At 63.6% G+C, this 21527-nt stretch carries 19 protein-coding genes; 12 read left to right on the forward strand and 7 right to left on the reverse strand.

The window, feature by feature from the left end; genetic code table 11:
- The first annotated feature begins 151 nt into the window (after window positions 1-151).
- Window positions 152-2275 (forward strand): ATP-dependent DNA helicase, encoded by a 2124-nt coding sequence (locus GA566_RS06505; protein ID WP_370459300.1) that lies wholly within the window; start codon window positions 152-154, stop codon window positions 2273-2275.
- A gap of 119 nt (window positions 2276-2394) precedes the next feature.
- On the opposite strand, the gene GA566_RS06510 is transcribed toward GA566_RS06505, so the two are convergent.
- Window positions 2395-3225 (reverse strand): outer membrane protein assembly factor BamD, encoded by an 831-nt coding sequence (locus tag GA566_RS06510; RefSeq protein WP_137924431.1) that lies wholly within the window; start codon window positions 3223-3225, stop codon window positions 2395-2397.
- A 16-nt stretch (window positions 3226-3241) separates the two neighbouring features.
- Here GA566_RS06510 and GA566_RS06515 point away from each other — a divergent pair, with 16 nt between their 5' ends.
- Window positions 3242-4459, forward strand: coding sequence for an RluA family pseudouridine synthase (locus GA566_RS06515; protein ID WP_137924432.1), 1218 nt, complete (start codon window positions 3242-3244; stop codon window positions 4457-4459).
- Window positions 4449-5255, forward strand: coding sequence for a peptidoglycan editing factor PgeF (gene pgeF / locus GA566_RS06520; protein WP_160472113.1), 807 nt, complete (start codon window positions 4449-4451; stop codon window positions 5253-5255). Before GA566_RS06515 ends, pgeF begins: the two co-directional genes overlap by 11 nt.
- On the opposite strand, the gene GA566_RS06525 is transcribed toward pgeF, so the two are convergent.
- Window positions 5252-5512 carry a hypothetical protein gene (locus tag GA566_RS06525; RefSeq protein ID WP_137924434.1) on the reverse strand — a complete coding sequence of 87 codons (261 nt, stop codon included), beginning with the start codon at window positions 5510-5512 and terminating at the stop codon, window positions 5252-5254. The genes pgeF and GA566_RS06525 overlap by 4 nt on opposite strands.
- A gap of 318 nt (window positions 5513-5830) precedes the next feature.
- Between GA566_RS06525 and phaC the strand changes: the two genes are divergently transcribed.
- From phaC to GA566_RS06570, 9 genes are all read left to right on the forward strand, one after another.
- Window positions 5831-7741: a class I poly(R)-hydroxyalkanoic acid synthase gene (phaC, locus tag GA566_RS06530; RefSeq protein ID WP_160472114.1), complete on the forward strand. Its 1911-nt coding sequence runs from the start codon at window positions 5831-5833 to the stop codon at window positions 7739-7741.
- Window positions 7742-7817: 76 nt separating this feature from the next.
- Complete coding sequence (locus GA566_RS06535; RefSeq protein ID WP_160472116.1) at window positions 7818-8996, forward strand: acetyl-CoA C-acetyltransferase; 1179 nt, start codon at window positions 7818-7820, stop codon at window positions 8994-8996.
- 143 nt (window positions 8997-9139) lie between these two features.
- On the forward strand, window positions 9140-9880 hold the full coding sequence (locus GA566_RS06540; RefSeq protein WP_137924437.1) for a 3-ketoacyl-ACP reductase: 741 nt from the start codon (window positions 9140-9142) through the stop codon (window positions 9878-9880).
- Window positions 9881-10338: 458 nt separating this feature from the next.
- Complete coding sequence (gene phaR / locus GA566_RS06545) at window positions 10339-10890, forward strand: polyhydroxyalkanoate synthesis repressor PhaR (protein WP_137924438.1); 552 nt, start codon at window positions 10339-10341, stop codon at window positions 10888-10890.
- Window positions 10891-11170: 280 nt separating this feature from the next.
- Window positions 11171-11956: a hypothetical protein gene (locus GA566_RS06550; RefSeq protein ID WP_160472118.1), complete on the forward strand. Its 786-nt coding sequence runs from the start codon at window positions 11171-11173 to the stop codon at window positions 11954-11956.
- Between the two features lie 187 nt (window positions 11957-12143).
- The gene (gene rimO, locus GA566_RS06555; RefSeq protein WP_160472120.1) at window positions 12144-13517 is read left to right on the forward strand and encodes a 30S ribosomal protein S12 methylthiotransferase RimO; all 1374 of its coding nucleotides are present in this window, start codon (window positions 12144-12146) and stop codon (window positions 13515-13517) included.
- Between the two features lie 112 nt (window positions 13518-13629).
- On the forward strand, window positions 13630-14814 hold the full coding sequence (gene bktB / locus GA566_RS06560) for a beta-ketothiolase BktB (protein WP_160472121.1): 1185 nt from the start codon (window positions 13630-13632) through the stop codon (window positions 14812-14814).
- 79 nt (window positions 14815-14893) lie between these two features.
- A complete protein-coding gene (locus GA566_RS06565) occupies window positions 14894-15472 on the forward strand; it encodes a hypothetical protein (protein ID WP_370459273.1) in 579 nt (192 codons plus the stop codon).
- 99 nt (window positions 15473-15571) lie between these two features.
- Window positions 15572-16786 carry a cystathionine beta-lyase gene (locus tag GA566_RS06570; RefSeq protein WP_160472123.1) on the forward strand — a complete coding sequence of 405 codons (1215 nt, stop codon included), beginning with the start codon at window positions 15572-15574 and terminating at the stop codon, window positions 16784-16786.
- 77 nt (window positions 16787-16863) lie between these two features.
- Here GA566_RS06570 and GA566_RS06575 read toward each other — a convergent pair whose 3' ends face one another.
- The 5 genes from GA566_RS06575 to argE all read right to left on the reverse strand — a co-directional run bounded on the left by GA566_RS06575 (window position 16864) and on the right by argE (window position 21516).
- Complete coding sequence (locus GA566_RS06575; RefSeq protein ID WP_137924443.1) at window positions 16864-18495, reverse strand: PepSY domain-containing protein; 1632 nt, start codon at window positions 18493-18495, stop codon at window positions 16864-16866.
- 10 nt (window positions 18496-18505) lie between these two features.
- Window positions 18506-18805, reverse strand: a complete 300-nt coding sequence (locus GA566_RS06580) for a hypothetical protein (protein ID WP_137924444.1) — start codon at window positions 18803-18805, stop codon at window positions 18506-18508.
- Window positions 18802-19125, reverse strand: coding sequence for a hypothetical protein (locus GA566_RS06585; RefSeq protein WP_160472124.1), 324 nt, complete (start codon window positions 19123-19125; stop codon window positions 18802-18804). Before GA566_RS06585 ends, GA566_RS06580 begins: the two co-directional genes overlap by 4 nt.
- 239 nt (window positions 19126-19364) lie before the next feature.
- A complete protein-coding gene (gene serB, locus GA566_RS06590) occupies window positions 19365-20219 on the reverse strand; it encodes a phosphoserine phosphatase SerB (protein ID WP_160472126.1) in 855 nt (284 codons plus the stop codon).
- Between the two features lie 88 nt (window positions 20220-20307).
- A complete protein-coding gene (argE, locus tag GA566_RS06595) occupies window positions 20308-21516 on the reverse strand; it encodes an acetylornithine deacetylase (protein WP_160472128.1) in 1209 nt (402 codons plus the stop codon).
- Between the last annotated feature and the right edge of the window lie 11 nt (window positions 21517-21527).

Below are 21527 nucleotides of genomic sequence, written 5' to 3' on the forward strand. Positions count from 1 at the left end.
GCAGTGCCCGGCCCGTTCGCATCAGGCGAGCCCGCCCAAAAGAAAACCCCACCCAAACATCTTGCCCCAGCCCGATCTCCTCTCCGACGCCGCAGACCTGCCCGGTGATCCAGCCGCCGACACGCCCGAACCCGCCGAGCCTCCCGAATCCATCGGCGAAGCGGTAGCGGTGGCCTCTGCCAGCCAGGTGGCCTTGCAGAAGTCGCAACTGTCGACGATGTTCGCGGAGACCGGCACGCTGGCGACGGCCATTCCCGGCTATCGTCCGCGGGCCTCGCAGCAGAAGATGGCCGAGGCGGTGGCGGATGCCATTTCGCAGAACGATACGGTCATCGTCGAAGCCGGCACCGGCACCGGCAAGACCTTTGCCTACCTCGTACCGGCGATGCTGTGGGGCGGCAAGGTCATCCTGTCCACGGGCACAAAGAACCTGCAAGACCAGCTTTATCTGCGCGATATCCCGACGGTGCGTCATGCACTGAACGTGCCGATATCGATCGCGCTGCTCAAGGGCCGTGCCAACTACCTGTGCCACTACCACCTGGAGCGCGCGCAGGCCAATGGCCGGTTGGCATCCAAGCAGGATGCGGCATGGTTGCGCGACATCGCGAAGTTCGCCAAGACCACCGCGACCGGTGACAAGGCCGAACTGGCTGCCGTGCCCGAAAACGCGCCCGTCTGGCAAATGGTCACGTCCACGCGCGACAACTGCCTGGGCAGCGAATGCCCGCAGTACAAGGAATGCTTTGTGATGCGGGCGCGCAAGGAGGCCCAGCAGGCGGACGTGGTGGTGGTCAACCACCACCTGTTCTTTGCCGATGTGGTGCTGCGCGATACCGGCATGGCCGAGCTGCTGCCCGCCGCCAATACCGTGATCTTCGACGAAGCCCACCAGTTGCCGGAAACGGCCACGCTGTTCTTCGGCGAGACGCTGTCCACGAGCCAGTTGCTTGAACTGGCGCGCGATACCGTGGCCGAAGGGCTGTCCCATGCACGCGATGCCGTGGACTGGGTGGCCCTGGGTGCGCCGCTCGAACGCGCCGCGCGCGACCTGCGGCTGGCGTTCAGCAAGGAGAACATGCGGCTGGCGCTGGGTCAGATCGAGGCCGATCCACGCATGCGCGAACCCTTCAATGAAACGCTCGATGCGCTGGACACTGCCTTGTCCGATTTTGTCGAGGCGCTGGAGTCGCAGGCCGAGCGTGCCGAAACGCTCGAGCAGTGCCATCGCCGCGCCGTGGAACTGGCGCAGCGACTGGCGGCATGGCGCGATGACCGCGTGAGTGTCACCCCGACACCCGCCGTGGCGGAAGAAGGTGCGGATGGTGCCGAGACGGCTGCAGCGCCCGAGCCGATGTCACTGGGCCCGGAAACCGTGCGTTGGGTAGAGGTCTTCTCTCACACGGTGCAACTGCATCGCACACCGCTTTCGATTGCGCCGATCTTCTCGCGCCAGCGCGCCGGGCATCCGCGCGCATGGGTATTCACGTCGGCCACGCTATCGGTCAAGGGCAATTTCACGCACTACGCCGCGCAGCTCGGACTCGACAAGGACCGCTCGTTGACGTTGCCTAGCCCCTTCGACTACGCGAAGCAGGGCCTGCTCTACGTGCCGCGCGAGATGCCGGCGCCGAATTCCCCGCAGTTTACGGAAGCCGTCGTGGAGAAGGCGCTGCCGCTGATCGAGGCGGCCGGAGGTCGCACGTTCCTGCTCTGCACCACGCTGCGCGCGGTGCAGAAGGCGTCGGACATGCTCTACGACCTGTTTGCCGAGAAGGGTCTGGATCTGCCGCTGCTCGTCCAGGGCCAGGCGAGCCGCACGGAACTGCTGGACCGCTTCCGCCAACTCGGCAATGCCGTATTGGTGGGCAGCCAGAGTTTCTGGGAAGGCGTGGACGTGCGCGGCGAAGCGCTCTCACTGGTCATCATCGACAAGCTGCCATTCGCGCCGCCCGATGATCCCGTCCTCGCGGCGCGCATGGAGGTGCTGCAGAAGAAGGGTTTGAGTCCGTTTGCCGTGCATCAGTTGCCGCATGCGGTCATCACGCTGAAGCAGGGCGCTGGACGCCTGATCCGGTCGGAGTCCGATCGCGGCGTGCTGATGATCTGCGATACACGGCTGGTGGAAAAACCCTACGGTCGCCAGATCTGGCAGAGCCTGCCGCCGTTCACGCGTACGCGTGAGGCCGAGACGGTGATCCGCTTCCTGGAAGGGCTGAACGGCAAGACGGTCGAAGGAGCGGGAGGGCCTGAGACCAGCGACGCCGATGCCTGAGTAATGCCTGAGGCCGATGCGCAGACGGCCCCGCAAAACAAAACACCCCGAAGCCAGTGACCGGCATTCGGGGTGTTTTGCTTTCAGGCAGTCAATGCTGCATGGTCAGTGCTTCCAGATCAGAAGACTTCCCACCACGCCTTGTCCTTCTTGCGCGCACCGTACTTGATGAAGTCGCTGTTCGGGTAGTTGCGTTCCATCACCCGTGCGGTGTCGTCGCGCAGATCCTTCATGCCAAGCGCGTCGTACGAGCGCACCATGATGTAGAGCGCTTCCTCGTTGGCCGGAGCACCGTCATAGTCTTTCAGCGCCTGCTGCGCGCGATTGACTGCGGCGAGGTAGGCGCCGCGACGGTAGTAGTAGCGTGCCGCATGCACTTCGTGCTGGGCCAGCGAGTTGACGATGTACTGCATCCGCTGCGTGGCATCGGGCGTGTACTTGCTGTCAGGGTAGCGCGTGATCAGGATCTGGAACGCATCGTAGGCAGCGCGGGCGGCCTTGGGGTCGCGCTCGCTGAGATCCTGGCCCGAGAAGCGGCCCAGCCAGCCCAGGTTGTCGTTGAAATTGATCAGGCCCTTGAGGTAGTAGGCGTAATCGATATTCGGATGGCTCGGGTGCAACTGGATGAACCGGTCCACGGCTGCCAGCGCGGCAGCGGTCTCGCCATCCTTGTAGCTGGCATAGGCAGTGTCGATCTGTGCCTGCTGCGCGTAACGGCCAAACGGATAGCGGCCCTCGAGCTTTTCATAGAGCTTCACGGCACGCGTATAGTCGCCGCCGTCGAGGGCATCCTTGGCTTCCGAATATAATTTGTTAGCCGACCAGCTGGCTGTTTCGTCAGGCTGGTCTCCAAGCAGGCCGCATGCCGACAGCATGACGCAGCCGCCTGCGAGCAAAACCGCTCCAATTTTCGCGCGCCAATCCGCGCGTTTCATGCTCTGCAATTGCATGGGCAACCTGTTCCGGATGAAGAAAAATACCGCCAAGCATTATAGCCGAAGCCCCAGCGCCGAAACCGGTCTGGACAGTCAGGTCGAATCCAGGGAGGCCGCAGCCCCCGTCAATGGGGACTTGAACGACCCATTCGAGGTCCTCGACGAAGGTGGGGAGTTGCAGGACGACGTGCTCGTGGCAGCGCCTGCCGCCCCCGATCTCGTGCCCCAGTTCATGGAAGTCGGCAGTGCCGATCACGGCGAACGGCTCGATAAATTGCTCGCACGCCACTTCAGCGAGTTCTCCCGCAGCCGCATCCAGCAATGGATCGAAGAGGGCGCCGTGCGCGTGGACGGAGAACCGAGCCGCGCCAAGGCATCGATGCAGATGGGGCAGCAGATCGAGATCCGCCCGCAGGCGGCACCCGAATCCACGGCTTTCACGGCCGAGGATGTGCCGCTCAACGTGGTCTACGAGGACGATACGCTGCTGGTCATCGACAAGCCGCCCGGTCTGGTGGTGCATCCTGCTGCAGGAAACTGGAGCGGCACGGTGCTCAATGGCCTGCTGTATCGCGATCCGCACGCGGCACGGCTGCCGCGCGCCGGTATCGTGCATCGGCTGGACAAGGAGACATCCGGCCTGATGGTGGTGGCCCGCACGCTGACCGCGCAGACCGATCTGGTGCGCCAACTGGCTGCGCGTACGGTCAAGCGGACCTATCTCGCGCTGGTGTGGGGCGAAACGCCCGAGGAAGGCACCATCGACGCACCGATTGCCCGCGATCCGCGCGAGCGGACCCGCATGGCCATCGTCTACACGAACAGCGGCAAGCCTTCGCGTACGCATTTCAAGACGCTCGGCACCGTGCCGCTGGGCCGCTCGCACGTGTCGATGGTGATGTGCCAGCTTGAAACGGGCCGCACGCACCAGATTCGCGTGCATTTCGAGTCCATTGGTCATCCGCTCGTGGGCGATCCGGTCTACTACAAGGCCACCCAGCGCGGTCAGCGGCAGGCAATCCGGGTGCCGCTGCCGGTGCCGTATACGCGCCAGGCGCTGCATGCCTACAAGCTTGGACTCGTGCATCCGGCCACGGGTCGCAAGATCTCCTGGGAAACCCAGCCACCCGAGGACCTGCAGGCGCTGATTGCCGCGCTCGACTTTGAGGGGCACGCGGAACAGGACGATGACTACGACGATTACCACGACGAAGGCACGTGGTACGAAGGCGAGGCCGATGACGACTGAATCGACAGCTATTTCAACTTCGTGGCTCGTCCCGGACTGGCCGGCCCCGGCAAATGTGCGCGCGCTGTCTACCACGCGTCAGGGCGGTGTCAGTCGCGGCGCCTATGGGCTGGCCGATGGCTCGACGGGCGGGCTGAATCTCGGCACCCATGTCGGCGACGATCCGTCCGCCGTTGCGGCCAACCGTGCGCGGCTGGCCCGCAGCCTGCCCGCCATGCCGCTCTGGTTGGAACAGGTGCATGGCTGTGGCGTGGCCACGGCAGAGCATGGCGATGCCGGGAGCGAGATCCAGCAAGCCGATGCCAGCATTTCGGGGCGGCCGGGCGACGTTTGCGCGATCATGACAGCCGATTGCCTGCCCGTGCTGCTTTGCGATACGGCGGGTGCTGTCGTCGGCGCGGCGCATGCCGGCTGGCGAGGTCTGTGCGATGGCGTGATCGAGGCCACGCTGTCGCGCATGGCGCAGCGCGCGGGCGGCATGCCACAATGGCTGGCGTGGCTGGGGCCTGCGATCGGCCCCGATGCGTTCGAAGTGGGCGCGGAAGTCCGCGCAGCATTCCTCGATCGCGCGTTCCAACACGAACAGGCCGAAGTCGATGCGGCATTCGTCGCGGTGGGGCAGGGCAAGTACATGGCCGACCTCTACGCGCTGGCACGCATACGCCTGGCGCGAGCTGGCTGCACGCAGGTCTTTGGCGGCGATACCTGCACGGTAACCGACGCAGACCGCTTCTACTCCTATCGCCGCGACCGCACTACGGGTCGCATGGCCACGATGGTCTGGCTGGGAGCCTAGGCGTCGCCGTCCCGCACGGCAGAAGACGGCGCGCTCGAAGTTCCCGGGGTTTCCGCCGCGTCCACCGCTGCGCGGGCTTCCGCCTCTTCCCGTGCGCGTCGCCGCTGCCGCCTGCCCGGTGTGCCCAGGATGTACATCACCAGCGAGACGGGCGCCAGCCCGTAGCACAGGAACGTGGCCACACCGGCCACCACGTTTGTCTCCGTGATAGCCATCATCAGCGCCACATATAGCCAGCCAATTGCCACGATATACATCAGCCGTTCATCTCTCTCTGGTAGGCGAGTTCCGAACCCCGGCAACCCGCTTGGGAATTACCGTCCGGTAGGTCGGACATCACTTCCCTGGCGCCCGCATGGGAATGCGGAATTCCGCATTGACAGCCTCTACATTGCAAGGCAACAATGCCTTCAAATGTATCGGAACCGAGGAAGTATCAGGGTTTCGCCGGCAAGCATAGCGTAAGTGGCGAGCCGCTCAGGCGGCCCGCTAACGCATCCCGGATTCCGGGGCGGGTCGGGAGACAGTTACCCCGTGCCCGTCAACCATCACGACGGCAGAGAGACGAATACATCATGGCGACCGGCAAAGGTGCGGCATCTTCCGGAAAGGAAGACAAGTCCCAACCGTTTCAATTTGCGCCGGGGCCATTCGACCCAGCCGCCTGGCTGGAGTGGTCCCGTCAGTGGGCACCCGAAACCAACGGCGCGATGCCGCCTGGTTTTCCCGCCGGCTTGGCCGGTGCATTCCCCGGTGGCTTCCCGAATGGTCTTCCGAACGGTTTCCCCGGCAGCTTTCCGGGCGGCGATGCATTCGCCAAGGCGTTCCAGGCTCTGCAGGGCAATGGTGCCAATGGTGCGGTGAAGATCGCGCCCACGCAGCTCGCCAGCATCCAGGAACGCTATCTGAAGGATTTCACCGAACTCTGGCGTGAAATGGGTGCCGGGGCCATGGTGCCGAATGGTGCGCCGCAGGCCGGGCAAGCCGGTGCTGCCAGCCAGCGTCTGTCCGATCGCCGCTTTGCCAGCGATGCATGGCGCAACAATGCGGCATATCGCTACACGGCCGCGTTCTACCTGCTCACGGCGCGCGCCATGACCGAGCTTGCCGATGCTGTGGAAGCCGATCCCAAGGTGCGCCAACGCATCCGCTTTGCGGTTTCGCAGTGGGTCGATGCGATGTCGCCGGCCAACTTCCTGGCGACCAATCCGGATGCCCAGCAGCGCCTGATCGAGTCCGGCGGCGAATCGCTGCGCAACGGCGTGCGCAACATGCTGGAGGATCTGGGGCGCGGCAAGATTTCGCAGACCGATGAGACCGCCTTCGAGGTGGGCCGCAATGTTGCCGTAACCGAAGGCGCTGTCGTCTACGAGAACGAATACTTCCAGTTGCTGCAGTTCAAGCCGCTGACCGACAAGGTCTACGCGCGGCCGCTGCTGCTGGTGCCGCCGTGCATCAACAAGTACTACATCCTTGACCTGCAGCCCGAAAGCTCGCTGGTGCGGCACGCGGTGGAGCAGGGGCACACGGTGTTCCTGGTGTCGTGGCGGAACCCCGATGCCTCGATGGCCGAGCGGACCTGGGACGACTACATCGAGCATGCAGCCATCCGCGCGATCGAGGTGGCGCGCGACATCAGCGGTCTCGACAAGATCAACGTGCTCGGGTTCTGCGTGGGTGGCACCATCATTTCCACGGCGCTTGCCGTGCTGGCGGCACGCGGCGAGCGGCCCGCAGCCAGCCTGACCCTGCTCACCACGCTACTCGACTTTGCCGACACCGGCATCCTCGACGTCTTTGTCGATGAATCGCATGTGCAACTGCGCGAGGCTACGCTGGGCGGCGCATCGGGTGCGCCGTGCGGTCTGCTGCGGGGAGTGGAACTGGCGAACACGTTCTCGTTCCTGCGTCCGAACGATTTGGTCTGGAACTACGTGGTCGACAACTACCTGAAGGGCAACACGCCTGTGCCCTTCGATCTGCTGTTCTGGAACGGCGACGCCACCAACCTGCCCGGACCCTGGTATTGCTGGTACCTCCGCCATACCTACCTGCAGGACGAATTGAAGGTGCCGGGCAAGCTGACCGTCTGCAATGCCCCGGTGGACCTGGGTGCCATCGACGTGCCGACGTATATCTACGGCTCGCGCGAGGACCATATCGTGCCGTGGTCGGCTGCGTATGCTTCCACCGCACTGCTGAAAAACAAGCTGCGCTTCGTGCTGGGCGCCTCTGGGCACATTGCCGGCGTCATCAACCCGCCAGCCAAGAAGAAGCGTAGTCACTGGACCAGTGATACGCTGCCCGTTTCGGCCCATGAATGGCTGGCTGGCGCGGAGGAACATCCGGGTAGCTGGTGGCCGGACTGGATGGCATGGCTCGGCAAGCAGGCCGGCCAGAAGCGTGCGGCGCCTGATACCTACGGCAACGCCCACTACAAGGCGATCGAGCCTGCACCGGGACGCTACGTCAAGCAGCGCGCCTGATTTTGCCGGGGCGGCGGATGAGCCGCCGGCCCCGTTTCGAACCGATCCGCGATTCGTTTTCTCGAAAGGACCTCACATGACCGACATCGTCATTGTTTCCGCAGCTCGCACCGCCGTAGGCAAATTCGGTGGCTCCCTGGCCAAGATCCCCGCACCGGAGCTGGGCGCACTCGTGATCAAGGCCGCGCTGGAGCGCGCAGGCGTCAAGCCCGACCAGGTGAGCGAAGTGATCATGGGCCAGGTGCTGACGGCCGGCTCGGGCCAGAACCCGGCCCGCCAGGCGTCGCGCGCAGCCGGCCTGCCGGACATGGTGCCGGCCATGACCATCAACAAGGTGTGCGGCTCGGGCCTGAAAGCCGTGATGCTGGCCGCCAATGCCATCATCGCCGGCGAGGCAGAGATCGTCGTGGCGGGTGGCATGGAGAACATGAGCGCGGCCCCGCACGTGCTGCCGGGCTCGCGCGACGGCTTCCGCATGGGTGATGCCAAGCTCGTCGACACGATGATCGTCGATGGCCTATGGGACGTGTACAACAAGTACCACATGGGCATCACCGCCGAAAACGTGGCCAAGGAATATGGCATCACGCGCGAAGCGCAGGACGAGTTCGCAGTCGGTTCGCAGAACAAGGCCGAAGCGGCTCAGAAGGCCGGCAAATTCGACGAGGAAATCGTGCCGGTGATGATTCCGCAGCGTAAGGGCGATCCGGTGGCGTTCAAGACCGATGAGTTCGTGCGTCAGGGCGCCACGCTGGATAGCATGTCGGGCCTGAAGCCGGCGTTCGACAAGGCGGGCACGGTGACGGCCGCAAATGCCTCCGGCCTCAACGACGGCGCTGCCGCCGTGGTGGTGATGTCGGCCGCCAAGGCCAAGGAACTTGGCCTGACGCCGCTGGCGACGATCAAGGCGTACGCCAATGCCGGCGTGGACCCGGCCGTGATGGGCATGGGCCCGGTGCCGGCCAGCCGACGCTGCCTGTCGCGTGCGGGCTGGGGCGTGCAGGATCTCGACCTGATGGAAATCAACGAGGCATTTGCGGCGCAGGCGCTGGCGGTGCACAAGGAAATGGGCTGGGACCAGTCGAAGATCAACGTGAACGGTGGCGCGATTGCCATCGGCCACCCGATCGGCGCATCCGGCTGCCGCATCCTGGTGACGCTGCTGCACGAGATGAAGCGCCGCGACGCCAAGAAGGGCCTGGCCTCGCTGTGCATCGGCGGTGGCATGGGCGTGGCGCTGGCAGTCGAACGTTGAACTGCAATACATAACAAAAGCATTGGCTAGACGTGCATGAGGGGTATGCCGGCGGTACGTACCGAGGAACCGCCGCCGGCATTGACAACAACGACCGAAAAGTTTCGACAACAACGAACCGATCGAGCCAACTAGGAGTGGATATGACTCAGCGCATTGCATACGTGACCGGCGGCATGGGTGGCATCGGAACCGCGATTTGCCAACGCCTGGCAAAAGAGGGCTATAAGGTGGTGGCGGGCTGCGGCCCGAACTCGCCGCGTCGCGAGAAGTGGCTCGAACAACAACGCGCGCTCGGTTTCGAGTTCGTGGCGTCCGAAGGCAACGTGGCGGACTGGGATTCGACCAAGGCGGCTTTCGAGAAAGTGAAGGCCGAGGTGGGTGAGGTCGACATTCTGGTCAACAACGCCGGCATCACGCGCGATGTGGTGTTCCGCAAGATGACGCGTGCCGATTGGGATGCGGTGATCGACACCAACCTGACGTCGCTGTTCAACGTGACCAAGCAGGTCATCGATGGCATGGCGGATCGTGGCTTCGGCCGCGTGATCAACATCTCGTCAGTGAACGGCCAGAAGGGGCAGTTCGGCCAGACCAACTATTCGACAGCCAAGGCTGGCCTGCACGGCTTCACGATGGCCCTGGCGCAGGAAATGGCCACGAAGGGCGTGACGGTCAATACCGTGTCGCCGGGCTATATCGCCACGGACATGGTGAAGTCGATCCGTCAGGATGTGCTGGACAAGATCGTCGGCACGATCCCGGTGAAGCGCCTGGGCGAGCCGGCTGAAATCGCATCGATCTGCGCCTGGCTGGCTTCGGAAGAGTCCGGTTTCTCCACGGGTGCGGACTTCTCCCTGAACGGCGGCCTGCACATGGGCTGATGGTCGAGGCGGCCATCTGCGACGGCGCGTTGCCCGCGAGGGGCGGCAGGCCGTCACGGAGGTTGCCGTTGATGCGGCGCATCTGGCGCGCTGCACAAACCATTGAGTGCTGCACCGAGATGCCCTGGTAATTCGCATCACCGTCCGCATGTCGCTGGCATGCGGACGGTTTGCTTTTGGGGGCTAGACAATCAAATGCTGCGGGTTTTCCTTAAACGCGGCCAGCTTTCCATAGTGCTTTCTTGAGCATAGAATCAGGGCAATGGCGCAACCGGCACCAAAGTGGCGCGGTCCACATGGGTCTGGTCCGGTTGTTTCTTGCGCGCCTGCAGCGTGTTTCTCGGCGGGGAAGACGCGCTCCATTGCGCACTGCACTGCATGCGGTGCAGCAGCGCGAGTCAAGGCGCAGCAGCGGTGCCGACCCACGGCACCAGCGACGACAAAAGGATAGAGCACCGATGGCCACGACCAAAAAAGGCGCAGAGCGACTGATCAAGAAATACCCCAATCGCCGGCTCTACGATACGCAAACCAGCACCTACATCACGCTCGCTGATGTGAAGCAGCTGGTCATGGATACCGAGGACTTCAAGGTCGTCGACGCCAAGAGCGGCGAGGAGCTGACACGCAGCATCCTGCTGCAAATCATCCTGGAAGAGGAAACCGGCGGTGTGCCGATGTTCTCTAGCGCCATGCTTTCGCAGATCATCCGTTTCTACGGCCACGCGATGCAGGGCATGATGGGCACCTACCTCGAAAAGAACATCCAGGCATTCATCGACATTCAGGGCAAGCTGGCCGAGAACTCGAAGGGTCTGTACTCGGGCGAGGCATTCAGCCCCGACATGTGGTCGCAGTTCATGAACCTGCAGGGTCCGATGATGCAGGGCATGATGAGCAACTACATCGAGCAGAGCAAAAACCTCTTCGTGCAGATGCAGGAACAGATGCAGAGCCAGGCCAAGAACATGTTCGGCACGTTCCCGTTCAACCAGCAGGACAAGAAGTAGCCTCACGAACGCACGCCGCGACGGCCCTGTGCAATGCAGGGTCGTTTTGAGTTGTTGGCTTGCCACGCATTTTTGTGAATGCGTGTCCGATGTGCGTCTTTTAGCCTTTTTTCTCCGCTATTGATTGCAGAGCAAGGATGTTGGGAGCCGCCATGTGCTCCAATCGGCCAACGCCCTGAGCACTGGGCGACCCGATAACAATCCTGCTTTCACTGCACGATGGCTTTTTCCAAGCGTATCCCGCCTTGCATGCCATCCGGTCTGGTCCGGAGGGTAACTTATGTCTGACAGCGCGAATCTCTGGCGCATGGCGCCTGAACCCGCCGATCCAACCGGCTTGACCCGGCTCGTCGAATTCGCCGGTGGCATCTACACCCAACTGACGTGCATCCAGCGCGAGGTAGGCGAGGTGAAGGCTTCGCAGCAGGCGCTTGAAGCGCGCGTCGAGCGCGGGGAGCGTCAGCTCGATGCGGTGGAGGTGGGAGTGCGCAATGATTTGCGCGAGGTGGAGGGGCGGCTTGCCGGGCAAATCTCGACGCTCGACTCGCGTATGTCGACGTTCGATACACGTTTGTCGACGCTTGATACGCGTATGTCCGCTGGTCATGCATACCTGCTCGACCGGATCGACGCCTCGGAGTCCAGGGTGTTGGCGGCAATCGAACAGCTTGCAACGCGATTCGACAAGTTCGAGACGCGCGTCGACAGGATGGAAGTGGATCTGCACACCCGCATCGATGCGACGGAAAACAAGATCGAGCATGTGCGAACGGACCTTGGTAGGCAGATCCGGGAGAGCAGGGGCGACCTCGAAATTCGCATCGATCGCGTGGCAACGGACCTCGGTGATCGCATCCAGAAATGCGAGGACAAGACCGAGGCCCGTTGTGATCGTCTGGAAGATAACCTGTCCGCCCAGATCAAGAGTAACGAAGGCCGGATACTTGCCTTGCGGGACCGTGTCAACAAGGTGATCTGGTTCACCTCGGGAGGTGGAGCCATGCTCGGATACGCCATCGGCGGAGACGTCGTGATGGATCGGTTGACCGGCCTTCTGGGTCTATAACCAGGACGCGTTTCCAGCCAGCCGGGCCGGCTCCTTCCGAACCTCACGCCAAGGCGGCCCGATCAAGGTAAAATCTCCGCCTTTCATGGCAATTGCGGCGCCCGGCAGGCTCGCCGGATGCCCTTAAGCCAGCGGCGCGCCACCGGGGACGGTAGGACGTGCCCAATCCCCACATACGCGGTGCCCCATGTCGTCTGAAAACATTTTGTCCACTCCTGCGCCGAAAGTCGGCTTTGTGTCACTTGGATGCCCCAAGGCACTGGTCGATTCCGAGCAGATCATCACGCAACTGCGCGCCGAAGGTTACGCGATCAGCGGCACCTATGACGGCGCCGACCTTGTGGTGGTCAACACTTGCGGCTTCATCGACGAGGCGGTGCAGGAGAGCCTGGATGCCATTGGCGAGGCGCTGAACGAGAACGGCAAGGTCATCGTGACCGGCTGCCTGGGGGCGAAGAAGGATGCCGCCGGACAAGACATCGTGACCTCGGTGCATCCCAAGGTGCTCGCCGTGACGGGTCCCCACGCGCTGGGCGAGGTCATGCAGGCAGTTCACACGCACTTGCCGAAACCGCATGACCCTTTCACTGACCTGGTGCCGGCTGCCGGCATCAAGCTCACGCCCAAGCACTACGCATACCTGAAGATTTCGGAAGGCTGCAACCATCGCTGCTCGTTCTGCATCATCCCGTCCATGCGCGGGGATCTGGTATCGCGCCCGGTGGCCGAGGTCATGCTTGAGGCGGAAAACCTGTTCAAGGCCGGTGTCAAGGAACTGCTCGTGATTTCGCAGGACACCAGTGCCTATGGCGTGGACGTGAAGTACCGAACCGGTTTTTGGGCAGGTCGCCCGCTGAAGACGCGCATGACGGAACTGGTCGCGGCGCTCGGCGAACTCGCCAGCCAGTATGGCGCGTGGGTGCGCCTGCACTATGTGTACCCGTATCCGCACGTGGACGAGATCATTCCCCTGATGAACCAGGGTAATGTGCTGCCGTACCTCGATGTACCGCTCCAGCACGCACATCCGGACGTGCTCAAGCGTATGAAGCGTCCGGCGAATGCGGAGAAGACGTTGGACCGGATTCGTGCCTGGCGTGCGATCTGTCCGGACCTGACGATTCGCAGCACGTTCATCGCGGGTTTTCCGGGCGAGACGGAAGAGGAGTTCCAGACGCTGCTCGACTTCATCGCCGAAGCCGAACTGGATCGTGTAGGCTGCTTCGCCTATTCCCCGGTGGACGGTGCAACGGCCAACGATCTGCCCGGTGCACTGCCTGACGAGGTGCGTGAAGAGCGTCGTGCGCGCTTCATGGAAGTGGCCGAGGAAGTTTCGGCACGCCGCCTGCAGCGCAAGGTCGGTCAAACGCTTCGCGTGCTGGTCGATGAAATCAACCAGGATGGCGGTATCGGCCGTTCGTCCGCCGATGCTCCCGAGATTGACGGCCTGGTCTATATCGATCCGGCCGCCAAGCCGTCGCAGCGCTACAAGGCGGGCGAATTCGTCAACGTGAAAATCACCGGCGCCGACGGTCATGACCTGTGGGGCGAAATCGCCTGAGGACAGGCTTCCGGATACCGGGGCCTGCTGCCATTAGGTAAAAGTACGGTCGTTCACTTTTTCGCTCCGCGGTCTATACTGTGCGCCGCAACATTTCGCATGGAGACAAGACATGACGCGTGAAGTGGTGGTTGTCAGCGGTGTGCGCACCGCGATTGGTACCTTTGGCGGCAGCCTCAAGGATCTGGCTCCGACTGACCTGGGCGCGCTCGTGGTGCGCGAAGCGCTGGCCCGCGCCAAGGTGTCCGGCGACGACGTCGGGCATGTGGTATTCGGCAACGTCATCCAGACCGAGCCGAAAGACATGTACCTGGGGCGCGTGGCCGCCGTGAACGGCGGGGTGTCGATCAATGCCCCGGCGCTGACGGTCAACCGCCTGTGCGGATCTGGCCTGCAGGCGATTGTCAGTGCTGCCCAGACCATTCTGCTTGGCGATGCCGATGTCGCCATCGGTGGCGGTGCGGAAAGCATGAGCCGCGCGCCGTACCTCGCACCGATGGCCCGCTGGGGTTCGCGCATGGGCGATGCCAAGCTGATCGACATGATGCTCGGCGCGCTGCACGACCCCTTCCACGCGATCCACATGGGTGTGACCGCAGAGAACGTTGCCAAGGAATACAACATCTCGCGCCAGCAGCAGGACGAGGCAGCGTTGGAATCGCATCGCCGCGCGTCGGCTGCCATCAAGGCCGGCCATTTCAAGGGCCAGATCGTTCCCGTCACGCTGAAGAGCCGCAAGGGCGATGTCGTCTTCGATACCGACGAGCACGTGCGCCACGATGCGACCATCGATGACATGACCAAGCTCAAGCCGGTCTTCGTCAAGGAGAACGGCACGGTCACGGCGGGCAATGCATCGGGTCTGAACGATGCCGCTGCTGCAGTGGTGCTGATGGAGCGTGCCGAGGGGGAGCGCCGCGGCCTGAAGCCGCTGGCGCGCCTGGTGTCGTACGGCCATGCAGGTGTCGATCCCAAGACGATGGGCATCGGCCCGGTTCCGGCAACAAAGATCGCACTGGAGCGCGCAGGGCTGTCGGTCAAGGATCTCGACGTGATCGAGGCCAACGAAGCGTTTGCCGCGCAAGCCTGTGCCGTGACGAAGGCGCTGGGACTCGATCCGGCCAAGGTCAACCCCAACGGTTCGGGCATTTCGCTGGGCCATCCTATCGGTGCCACGGGCGCGCTGATTACGGTGAAGGCGCTTCACGAACTGCAGCGCGTGCAAGGCCGCTATGCGCTGGTGACGATGTGCATCGGCGGCGGCCAGGGGATTGCCGCGATCTTCGAGCGCGTTTAAAGTCACGGCAGCCCCCATCCCAAGGAAGTCCGCCTTGCCCCGCTTTTCTTCAGCTTTGCACGCGTTTTGCGCATGTTCGATGGCCGCGATGTTGGCGGCACCGATGGCCGCCTCGGCGGCTGGCGATAGTTTGTCGACGGCGGGGGGGCAGGGCGGCTCCTTTGGTATCAATGATGCGATTCGCGCCGGGGAGTCCCGGCGCGGAACAACGCTCTCCACCGGTGCAGCCACTGTGCTGGCGCCGCGTGCCGAGTATTCCCAATATCCCGTCTACGTGGGCACGCTTGGCGACAAGCCGGTGCGCATGCGCGTGGCGCCGAAGTCCGATACCCGGGACAGCCTGCAGGGCGAATACTCGGTGGGCGATGGCAAGGGCGTCCGGCTGTTGTCCGGCGAGTGGGATAACGGCAACTTCCTGATGGAAGAGTCCGACGACGGTACGCGTGTCTCCGGCAACTGGGACGGCCAGATTGACCGTAACGGTGCCGTGCGCGGAACGTGGACCGATCCCTACAACCCGGCCATCGTCCTGCCATTCTTCATCCGGCCGTTTGGCGGGTTCCTCGTTATTCCACCGTTCGACATGCAACCCAGCAGTGGTGTGACCTACGCGCCGCCACCGCCGAAATCGTCGATCTCGACGGGCAAGTCGCGCTAGTTTTTCCTATCCCCAAGCGGCGGTTGCGGCGCAGGGGTGGACGGATTTCTGATTGCTGGTAAGCTCGAACGCCTGTCCAGACTTCCGAGGAAACGCGCCGTGTCTGCTTCCGACTCGCCCCGCCATCCGTCCCGCTATACCCAGACCACCGCAGTCCAACCCGACCTCGACATCGCGCCGGGCTTCGAATCGTTCTCGACGCCGACGTATCGCGGCTCCACCATCGTTTTCCGCAATCTCGCCGAACTGCGCGCCTATGGCGACCGCAGCAAAACCTATTGGCGCTATGGCTTGCACGCCACGCCCACCAGCGAGGCACTGTGCCAGCAGTTGGCGCAGATCGAGGGTGGCAGCCAGACGCTGCTGCTGCCGTCGGGTATGGGGGCAATATCACTGGTTTACTTTGCGCTGGTAAAGGCCGGTGACGATGTGCTGGTGCCGGACAACGTCTATGGTCCCAACCGCGATCATGGCGAGTGGCTGGCACGGGAGTTTGGCGTGACAGTGCGTTACTACCATCCATCCATCGGAGCGGGCATTGCGGCGCTGATCCAGCCGAATACCAAGCTGATCTGGATGGAGGCGCCTGGGTCCGTGACGATGGAGGTGCCCGATTCCGAGGCGATTGTGGCCGCAGCACGGGCACGCGGCGTGGTGACGGCAATCGACAATACCTGGTCGGCGGGCGTGTATTTCAAGCCGTTCGACAAGGGCATCGATATCTCGGTGCAGGCGTTGACCAAGTACCAGTCCGGCGGCAGCGATGTGCTGATGGGCGCGGTGATCACGCGTGACGACATGCTTCACGACCGACTCAAGCGCACGCGCATGATCATGGGCTGGGGCGTGTCGGCGGATGACTGCTTCCTGGTGCTGCGTGGCCTGTCCAGCATGCCGGTCCGGCTGGCCGCCCACGACCGCGCGGCACGGGAAATCGCCGAATGGCTCAAGCAGCGACCCGAGGTCTCGCGCGTACTGCACCCTGCGCTGCCAGATTGCCCCGGCCATGCCGAGTGGCTGCGGGACTTTTCCGGCGCCAGCGGTCTGTTCTCGATCATTCTGCACAGCCGCTACGCGCGAGAACAGGTCGATGCCTTTGTCGAAGCGCTGAAGCTGTTCGCCATCGGCTGGTCGTGGGGTGGGGCGCACAGCCTTGCGGTGCCGTATCACGTCGACACCATGCGGCCGGTGGGAACATGGCCACCCGCCGATTGGGAGAACGCTGGCGAACTGGTGCGCTTCTACATTGGCCTCGAGGATACGCGCGATCTGATCGGGGACATCAAGCAAGCCATGGAAGCACAGTTGCGCTGAGTGCTGCCGCGAACCGCTCAACAAAAAGCCCCGCCAGTGATGGCGGGGCTTTTTGTTTGAGGCGTCGACACCTGCAATCAGGAGGCGTCGGCCTTGCGCATCGTGGCTTGCGGCGCGGCCTGAGCGGCGGCGCCGGGTGGCGCCCAGACCGATTCAACCGGACCATTCTGCGCACGGCGTTGTGTGGCACGTGCCAGCGCGACATACCCGACTGCCATGGCGATGGCGGCGATGTCGAAGCCAGCAATGACCCAACGACCCTGGAGCGCGGCCGAGAACAGATTGTCTCCGGCCAGGATCAGGTCCGCCAAGGGCACGGTCAGCGTGGCAAGGGCGGCCACGTACAGCAGCTCGACCGCTGCACGGATCGGCGGCCGGACCAGCGCCCAAGCCACCGCCACGCCGAAGACCGGCCAGAACACATAGCTCACGGCACGCTCTGGCCACAGCAACGCGGCCGGGAAGCACAGCGCCACGCCGATGCAGGTGCCAATGCAGACGCCCACTGTGGCCTGCGCCAGCAGCTTGTGTACGCGTGGCTGCTCGGCCTGGCGCGCCTTGCGTCGGGTTTCGATCCAGAGCAGGTTGCCGGAGTAGAACAGGAAGGCACCCGCCAGGCCCGCGATCAGGTAGACGATGCGCACGGCCATGTCGCCGTAGGTGCCGTAGTGCAACGCGAACATCGCGCTATAGACCATGTGGTTGGTGTCGCGTCCGCTAGCCGTTTGGTTGGCGATCAGTTTGCCGGCGTTGGGTTCGTTGGCTGCCGCGTGGATGCCCACGGACCCGCCATTGCCCAGTGCACGGGCGCTCTCGCCGCGCACGTCGGCCACGGCATTCGCATCGCCATAGCGCTGGAACCGGATCGCGGTCGGCGTGAAGTGTTCGCCGCCGTGCTCGCGTGCGATGGCGAGCAACTGCGCCGAGGGCATCGTGGGTGATGGACGACCCGATGCGGACACTTCGGACGTGCCACTCGTGACGCGCGGAATCGTCTCGAACAGCTTGCCGTCGAAGGTCAGCACATTGAACACCATGACCATGACCAGCGACAGGCAGAACATCGCGCCAGTGATGGCAAAGATCAGGTGGAACGGCAGGCTGAACAGGCCGATCACATTGTGCGAATCCATCCAGAACCGCTTCAGGTTGCGGCCCGGACGCACCGCGAACAGGTCTTTCTTGAGTCGCGGCAGATGCAGGATGACGCCCGACACCAGCGCCAGCCCGTACAGGATGGAGATGATCCCCATGAAATACGTGCCGTTCAGGCCCAGGCCGAGCGAGTAGTGCAGGGCGTTCAGGAAGGCAGAGAGTTCCCCCGTGACGTGATCGAGCGACGTGCTGTTCTGCGCTGCCTTGTCGCCGTTCAGGCGCTCGCCGTTCATCGTGTGCCATTCACCGGCCTTGTCCTGCCAGTAGGCGTTGAAGTCCGGTTCCTCATGGCTGGGCAGGCCCACGTAGACGCTGTTTGCGGCGTCAGGGTGAACGGCGATCAGCTTCTGCACGAAGGCATCGATGGCGGGGCCCTCGACATGGACCTCGGCGGCATGCTTGCCTTCCAGGCGGTCCGGATTCTGCCAGACGTGCAGTTCGTGGTGGAAGACGGTGATCGCGCCTGCGAAGAACGCGATGAACAGCGCCCAGCCGGCCATCAGGCCGACCCAGGTATGCAGCGTGTTGAACACGCGGAGGGTATTGGCTTTCATGTGTATCGCCTCATGAACCGGTGACGGCGGAGAGCGCCGAGGCAGGGGGCATCGCGTGCAGCAGCCGCAATGCCACGAGGATGCCGTAACAGACCAGATTCCCGCCCACCAGCCACAGCCAGGCGCGAAGGCTCGTCTCGAACAGCAGGCTCAGGCTGATGATGGCCACCCATAGGACGAAGCTGAGCATGATGGCAAGGACCACGCCACCTTCCCAGCCGCCGGGCAGCCACAAGATGCCGAGTGTGCACAGCGCGATGGCCAGGGGCAGGCCCAACAGCGTGCCGGCAAGCCATTTGGTGCCGATCATGATGCGCTCCCTTCTTTCGAGACCTCTGATGGTTCGTCGTCCGCCCGGTTGTGATGGAGCCAGGTGCCAATGAACGGCCAGAAGGACAGGAAGCACGTCATGACCACGAGGGTGGCGGCAATGGCGACGGCCCAGCCCTCGGGCACGCTCATGACCCAGGTGCCGGCCACGGCGAGTGCAACACCGATCCAGCAGAGCAGTCGGGAGGACAGCGGCGAGCGACCTTTACCCTCGGCATCGACAACCAGCAGTTGATTTGGCGCCGCGAGGTACAGGCACGCCGCGGCGGCCAGGGATAGGAATATAGCTAACGCTTGCATGCGTTGTGCAGTCGGAAAACGACGATGTAGGGAGGCGAACAATAATAATCATTCGCATTTGATTCCACAAGGAAATCAAGGCGTTATGTTGCGATCTCGTGGATTTGGTCGCGTCAGCGCCAATGACGAAAATGTAATGCGGGAAACGCCCGGAGGTGTGGCAAGAGGGGGCGAGTGGGGAGGGAAAGCGAGGGAGCGGGTGCCTTGCAGGTGACGCAAGGCACGCCTTGAAACGGGAATCAGTGCGGGAAGAGGTTCAGCAGCCCGTCCAGCCCCACATGATTGAACGCCACACTGGCCTGTTCGCGCACGACGGGTTTGGCGCGGAAGGCCACGGACAGGCCCGCTACTGCCATCATCTTGAGGTCGTTCGAACCGTCGCCCATGACGATGGCCTGCGACGGTTCGGCGCCGATCTGCTCGCACACCTCGCGCACGGTACGTGCCTTTACGTCCGCATTGACGATCTCGCCCACCACGTTGCCGGTCAGCTTGCCATCCACGATCTCCAGCGTGTTGGCTCGGGTGAAGTCGAGTTTCAGGCGCGGCTTGAGCTGGTCGGTGAAGTGGACGAACCCCCCGGACACCAGTAGCGTGCGCAGGCCCAGTGCCTGGATCGTCTGGAGCATGTTCTCGGCACCCGGCGACAGGCGTAGTCGTTCTTCGTACACGCGGTCGAGCACGCTGGCGTCGAGGCCCTTCAGCAGGGCCACACGGCGGCGCAGGCTCTCGTTGAAGTCGGTGATCTCGCCCCGCATCGCCGCTTCGGTGATCGCTGACACTTCGGCCTTCAGTCCGCAGAAATCGGCGATTTCGTCGATGCACTCGATGGTGATCAGCGTCGAGTCCATGTCCATGGCCACGAGCCGGAAGTCCGACAGCTTGCGCCCCGCCGGCACCACGGCCCAGTCGATGCCACGGACGCCGCAAATTTCGTCGAGCGCCACGCGCAGTGCCGGGGTCAGCGGATCGCAGTCATCGGCAGCCGCCACGTTTTCGGCACGCATCACGAAGGCCGAGGCATGGGCAGCCGCGCGCACGGCATCGAGATCGGCTGCGGACAGCGGGGACAGGCTCTGGAGAATCAGGGGCATGACAACAGGAAGGAAAAGGGGCGATGCGAAAGGGCGATATTGTACCCGGGCGCCAACGCGTGGCGCCCGGTAGCACGGGATGGAAAACTCAGGCCACCCGCAGGCTGTCCACTACCTTGTGCAGGAAGGTCTCGCAGTCAGCCAGCTGGTCGAGCGCGACGAACTCGTCCGGCTTGTGCGCTTGCTGGATATCGCCGGGGCCGCACACCACGGCCGGGATGCCGGCGCGCTGGAACAGGCCGGCTTCGGTGCCATAGGCCACCTTGTTGGTTTCGCGGTCAGCGGTCAGCGCGCGCACGAGTTGCGTGATGGCGTCCGATTCAGCGGCATCGAGCGACGGCGCGGCGGCAATCTTGCTGATGGCCATGCTGGCGTCCACATGCTCGGCCTGCATCTTCGGCACCAGCACATCGGCAACATAGCCCTGGATGCGCGCGAGGATGGCTTCGGGATCGACACCCGGCAGGTTGCGGAACTCGAACACGAACTCACATTCGGCCGGAATCGTGTTCAGCGCGATGCCGCCCTGGATCGTGCCGGTCGATGCCGTGGTGAAAGGCACGTCGAAGGCGCGGTCGTAGGGGCCATTGGCCTTGAACTCGTCAGCGATGTCGCGGATATAGCAGATCAGCCGCGCGGCGTATTCGATGGCGTTGACCCCCTTGGGCGTGAGCGATGAATGCGCGGCCTGGCCTTTCACGCAGCAGCGGTACGCGTTGATGCCCTTGTGCGCGACGATCGTGCGCATGCTCGTCGGCTCGCCCACGATGCAGCCCGAGGGTCGCACGCCGCGATCGCGCAGTTCGGCCAGCAGGTACGGCGCACCCATGCATCCGATTTCCTCGTCGAACGACAGCGCATAGTGAACCGGCTCGCGCAGCTTGGCTTCGAGAATGGTCGGCAGCAGCGACAGGCTTGTGCCGATGAAGCCTTTCATGTCGCAGGTGCCGCGGCCATACAGCTTGCCGTCGCGGATCACAGGCTTGAACGGGTCGGTGGACCAGTTCTGGCCGTCCACGGGCACCACGTCGGTATGGCCCGACAGCACGATCCCGCCATCGGTGGCGCCATTCGCAGCGGGGACGGTCACAAACAGGTTGGCCTTGTCGCCCTGCGGGTTATAGCTCAGATGCGGGCGCAGTCCCTTGGCCAGGAAATGGTCACGTACCGATTCGATCAGGCCAAGGTTGGAATGGCGAGAGGTGGTATCGAACGACACCAGCCGTTGGGTCCAGTCGAGCGCGCTGCCGCGCGGCGGGGTGTCTTGGGCGGCGATGGTGTCTTGAGTGGTTGGCATGGGGCGATGTG

The sequence above is a fragment of the Cupriavidus sp. SW-Y-13 genome (genome assembly GCF_009793345.1).
GTDB lineage: Bacteria > Pseudomonadota > Gammaproteobacteria > Burkholderiales > Burkholderiaceae > Cupriavidus.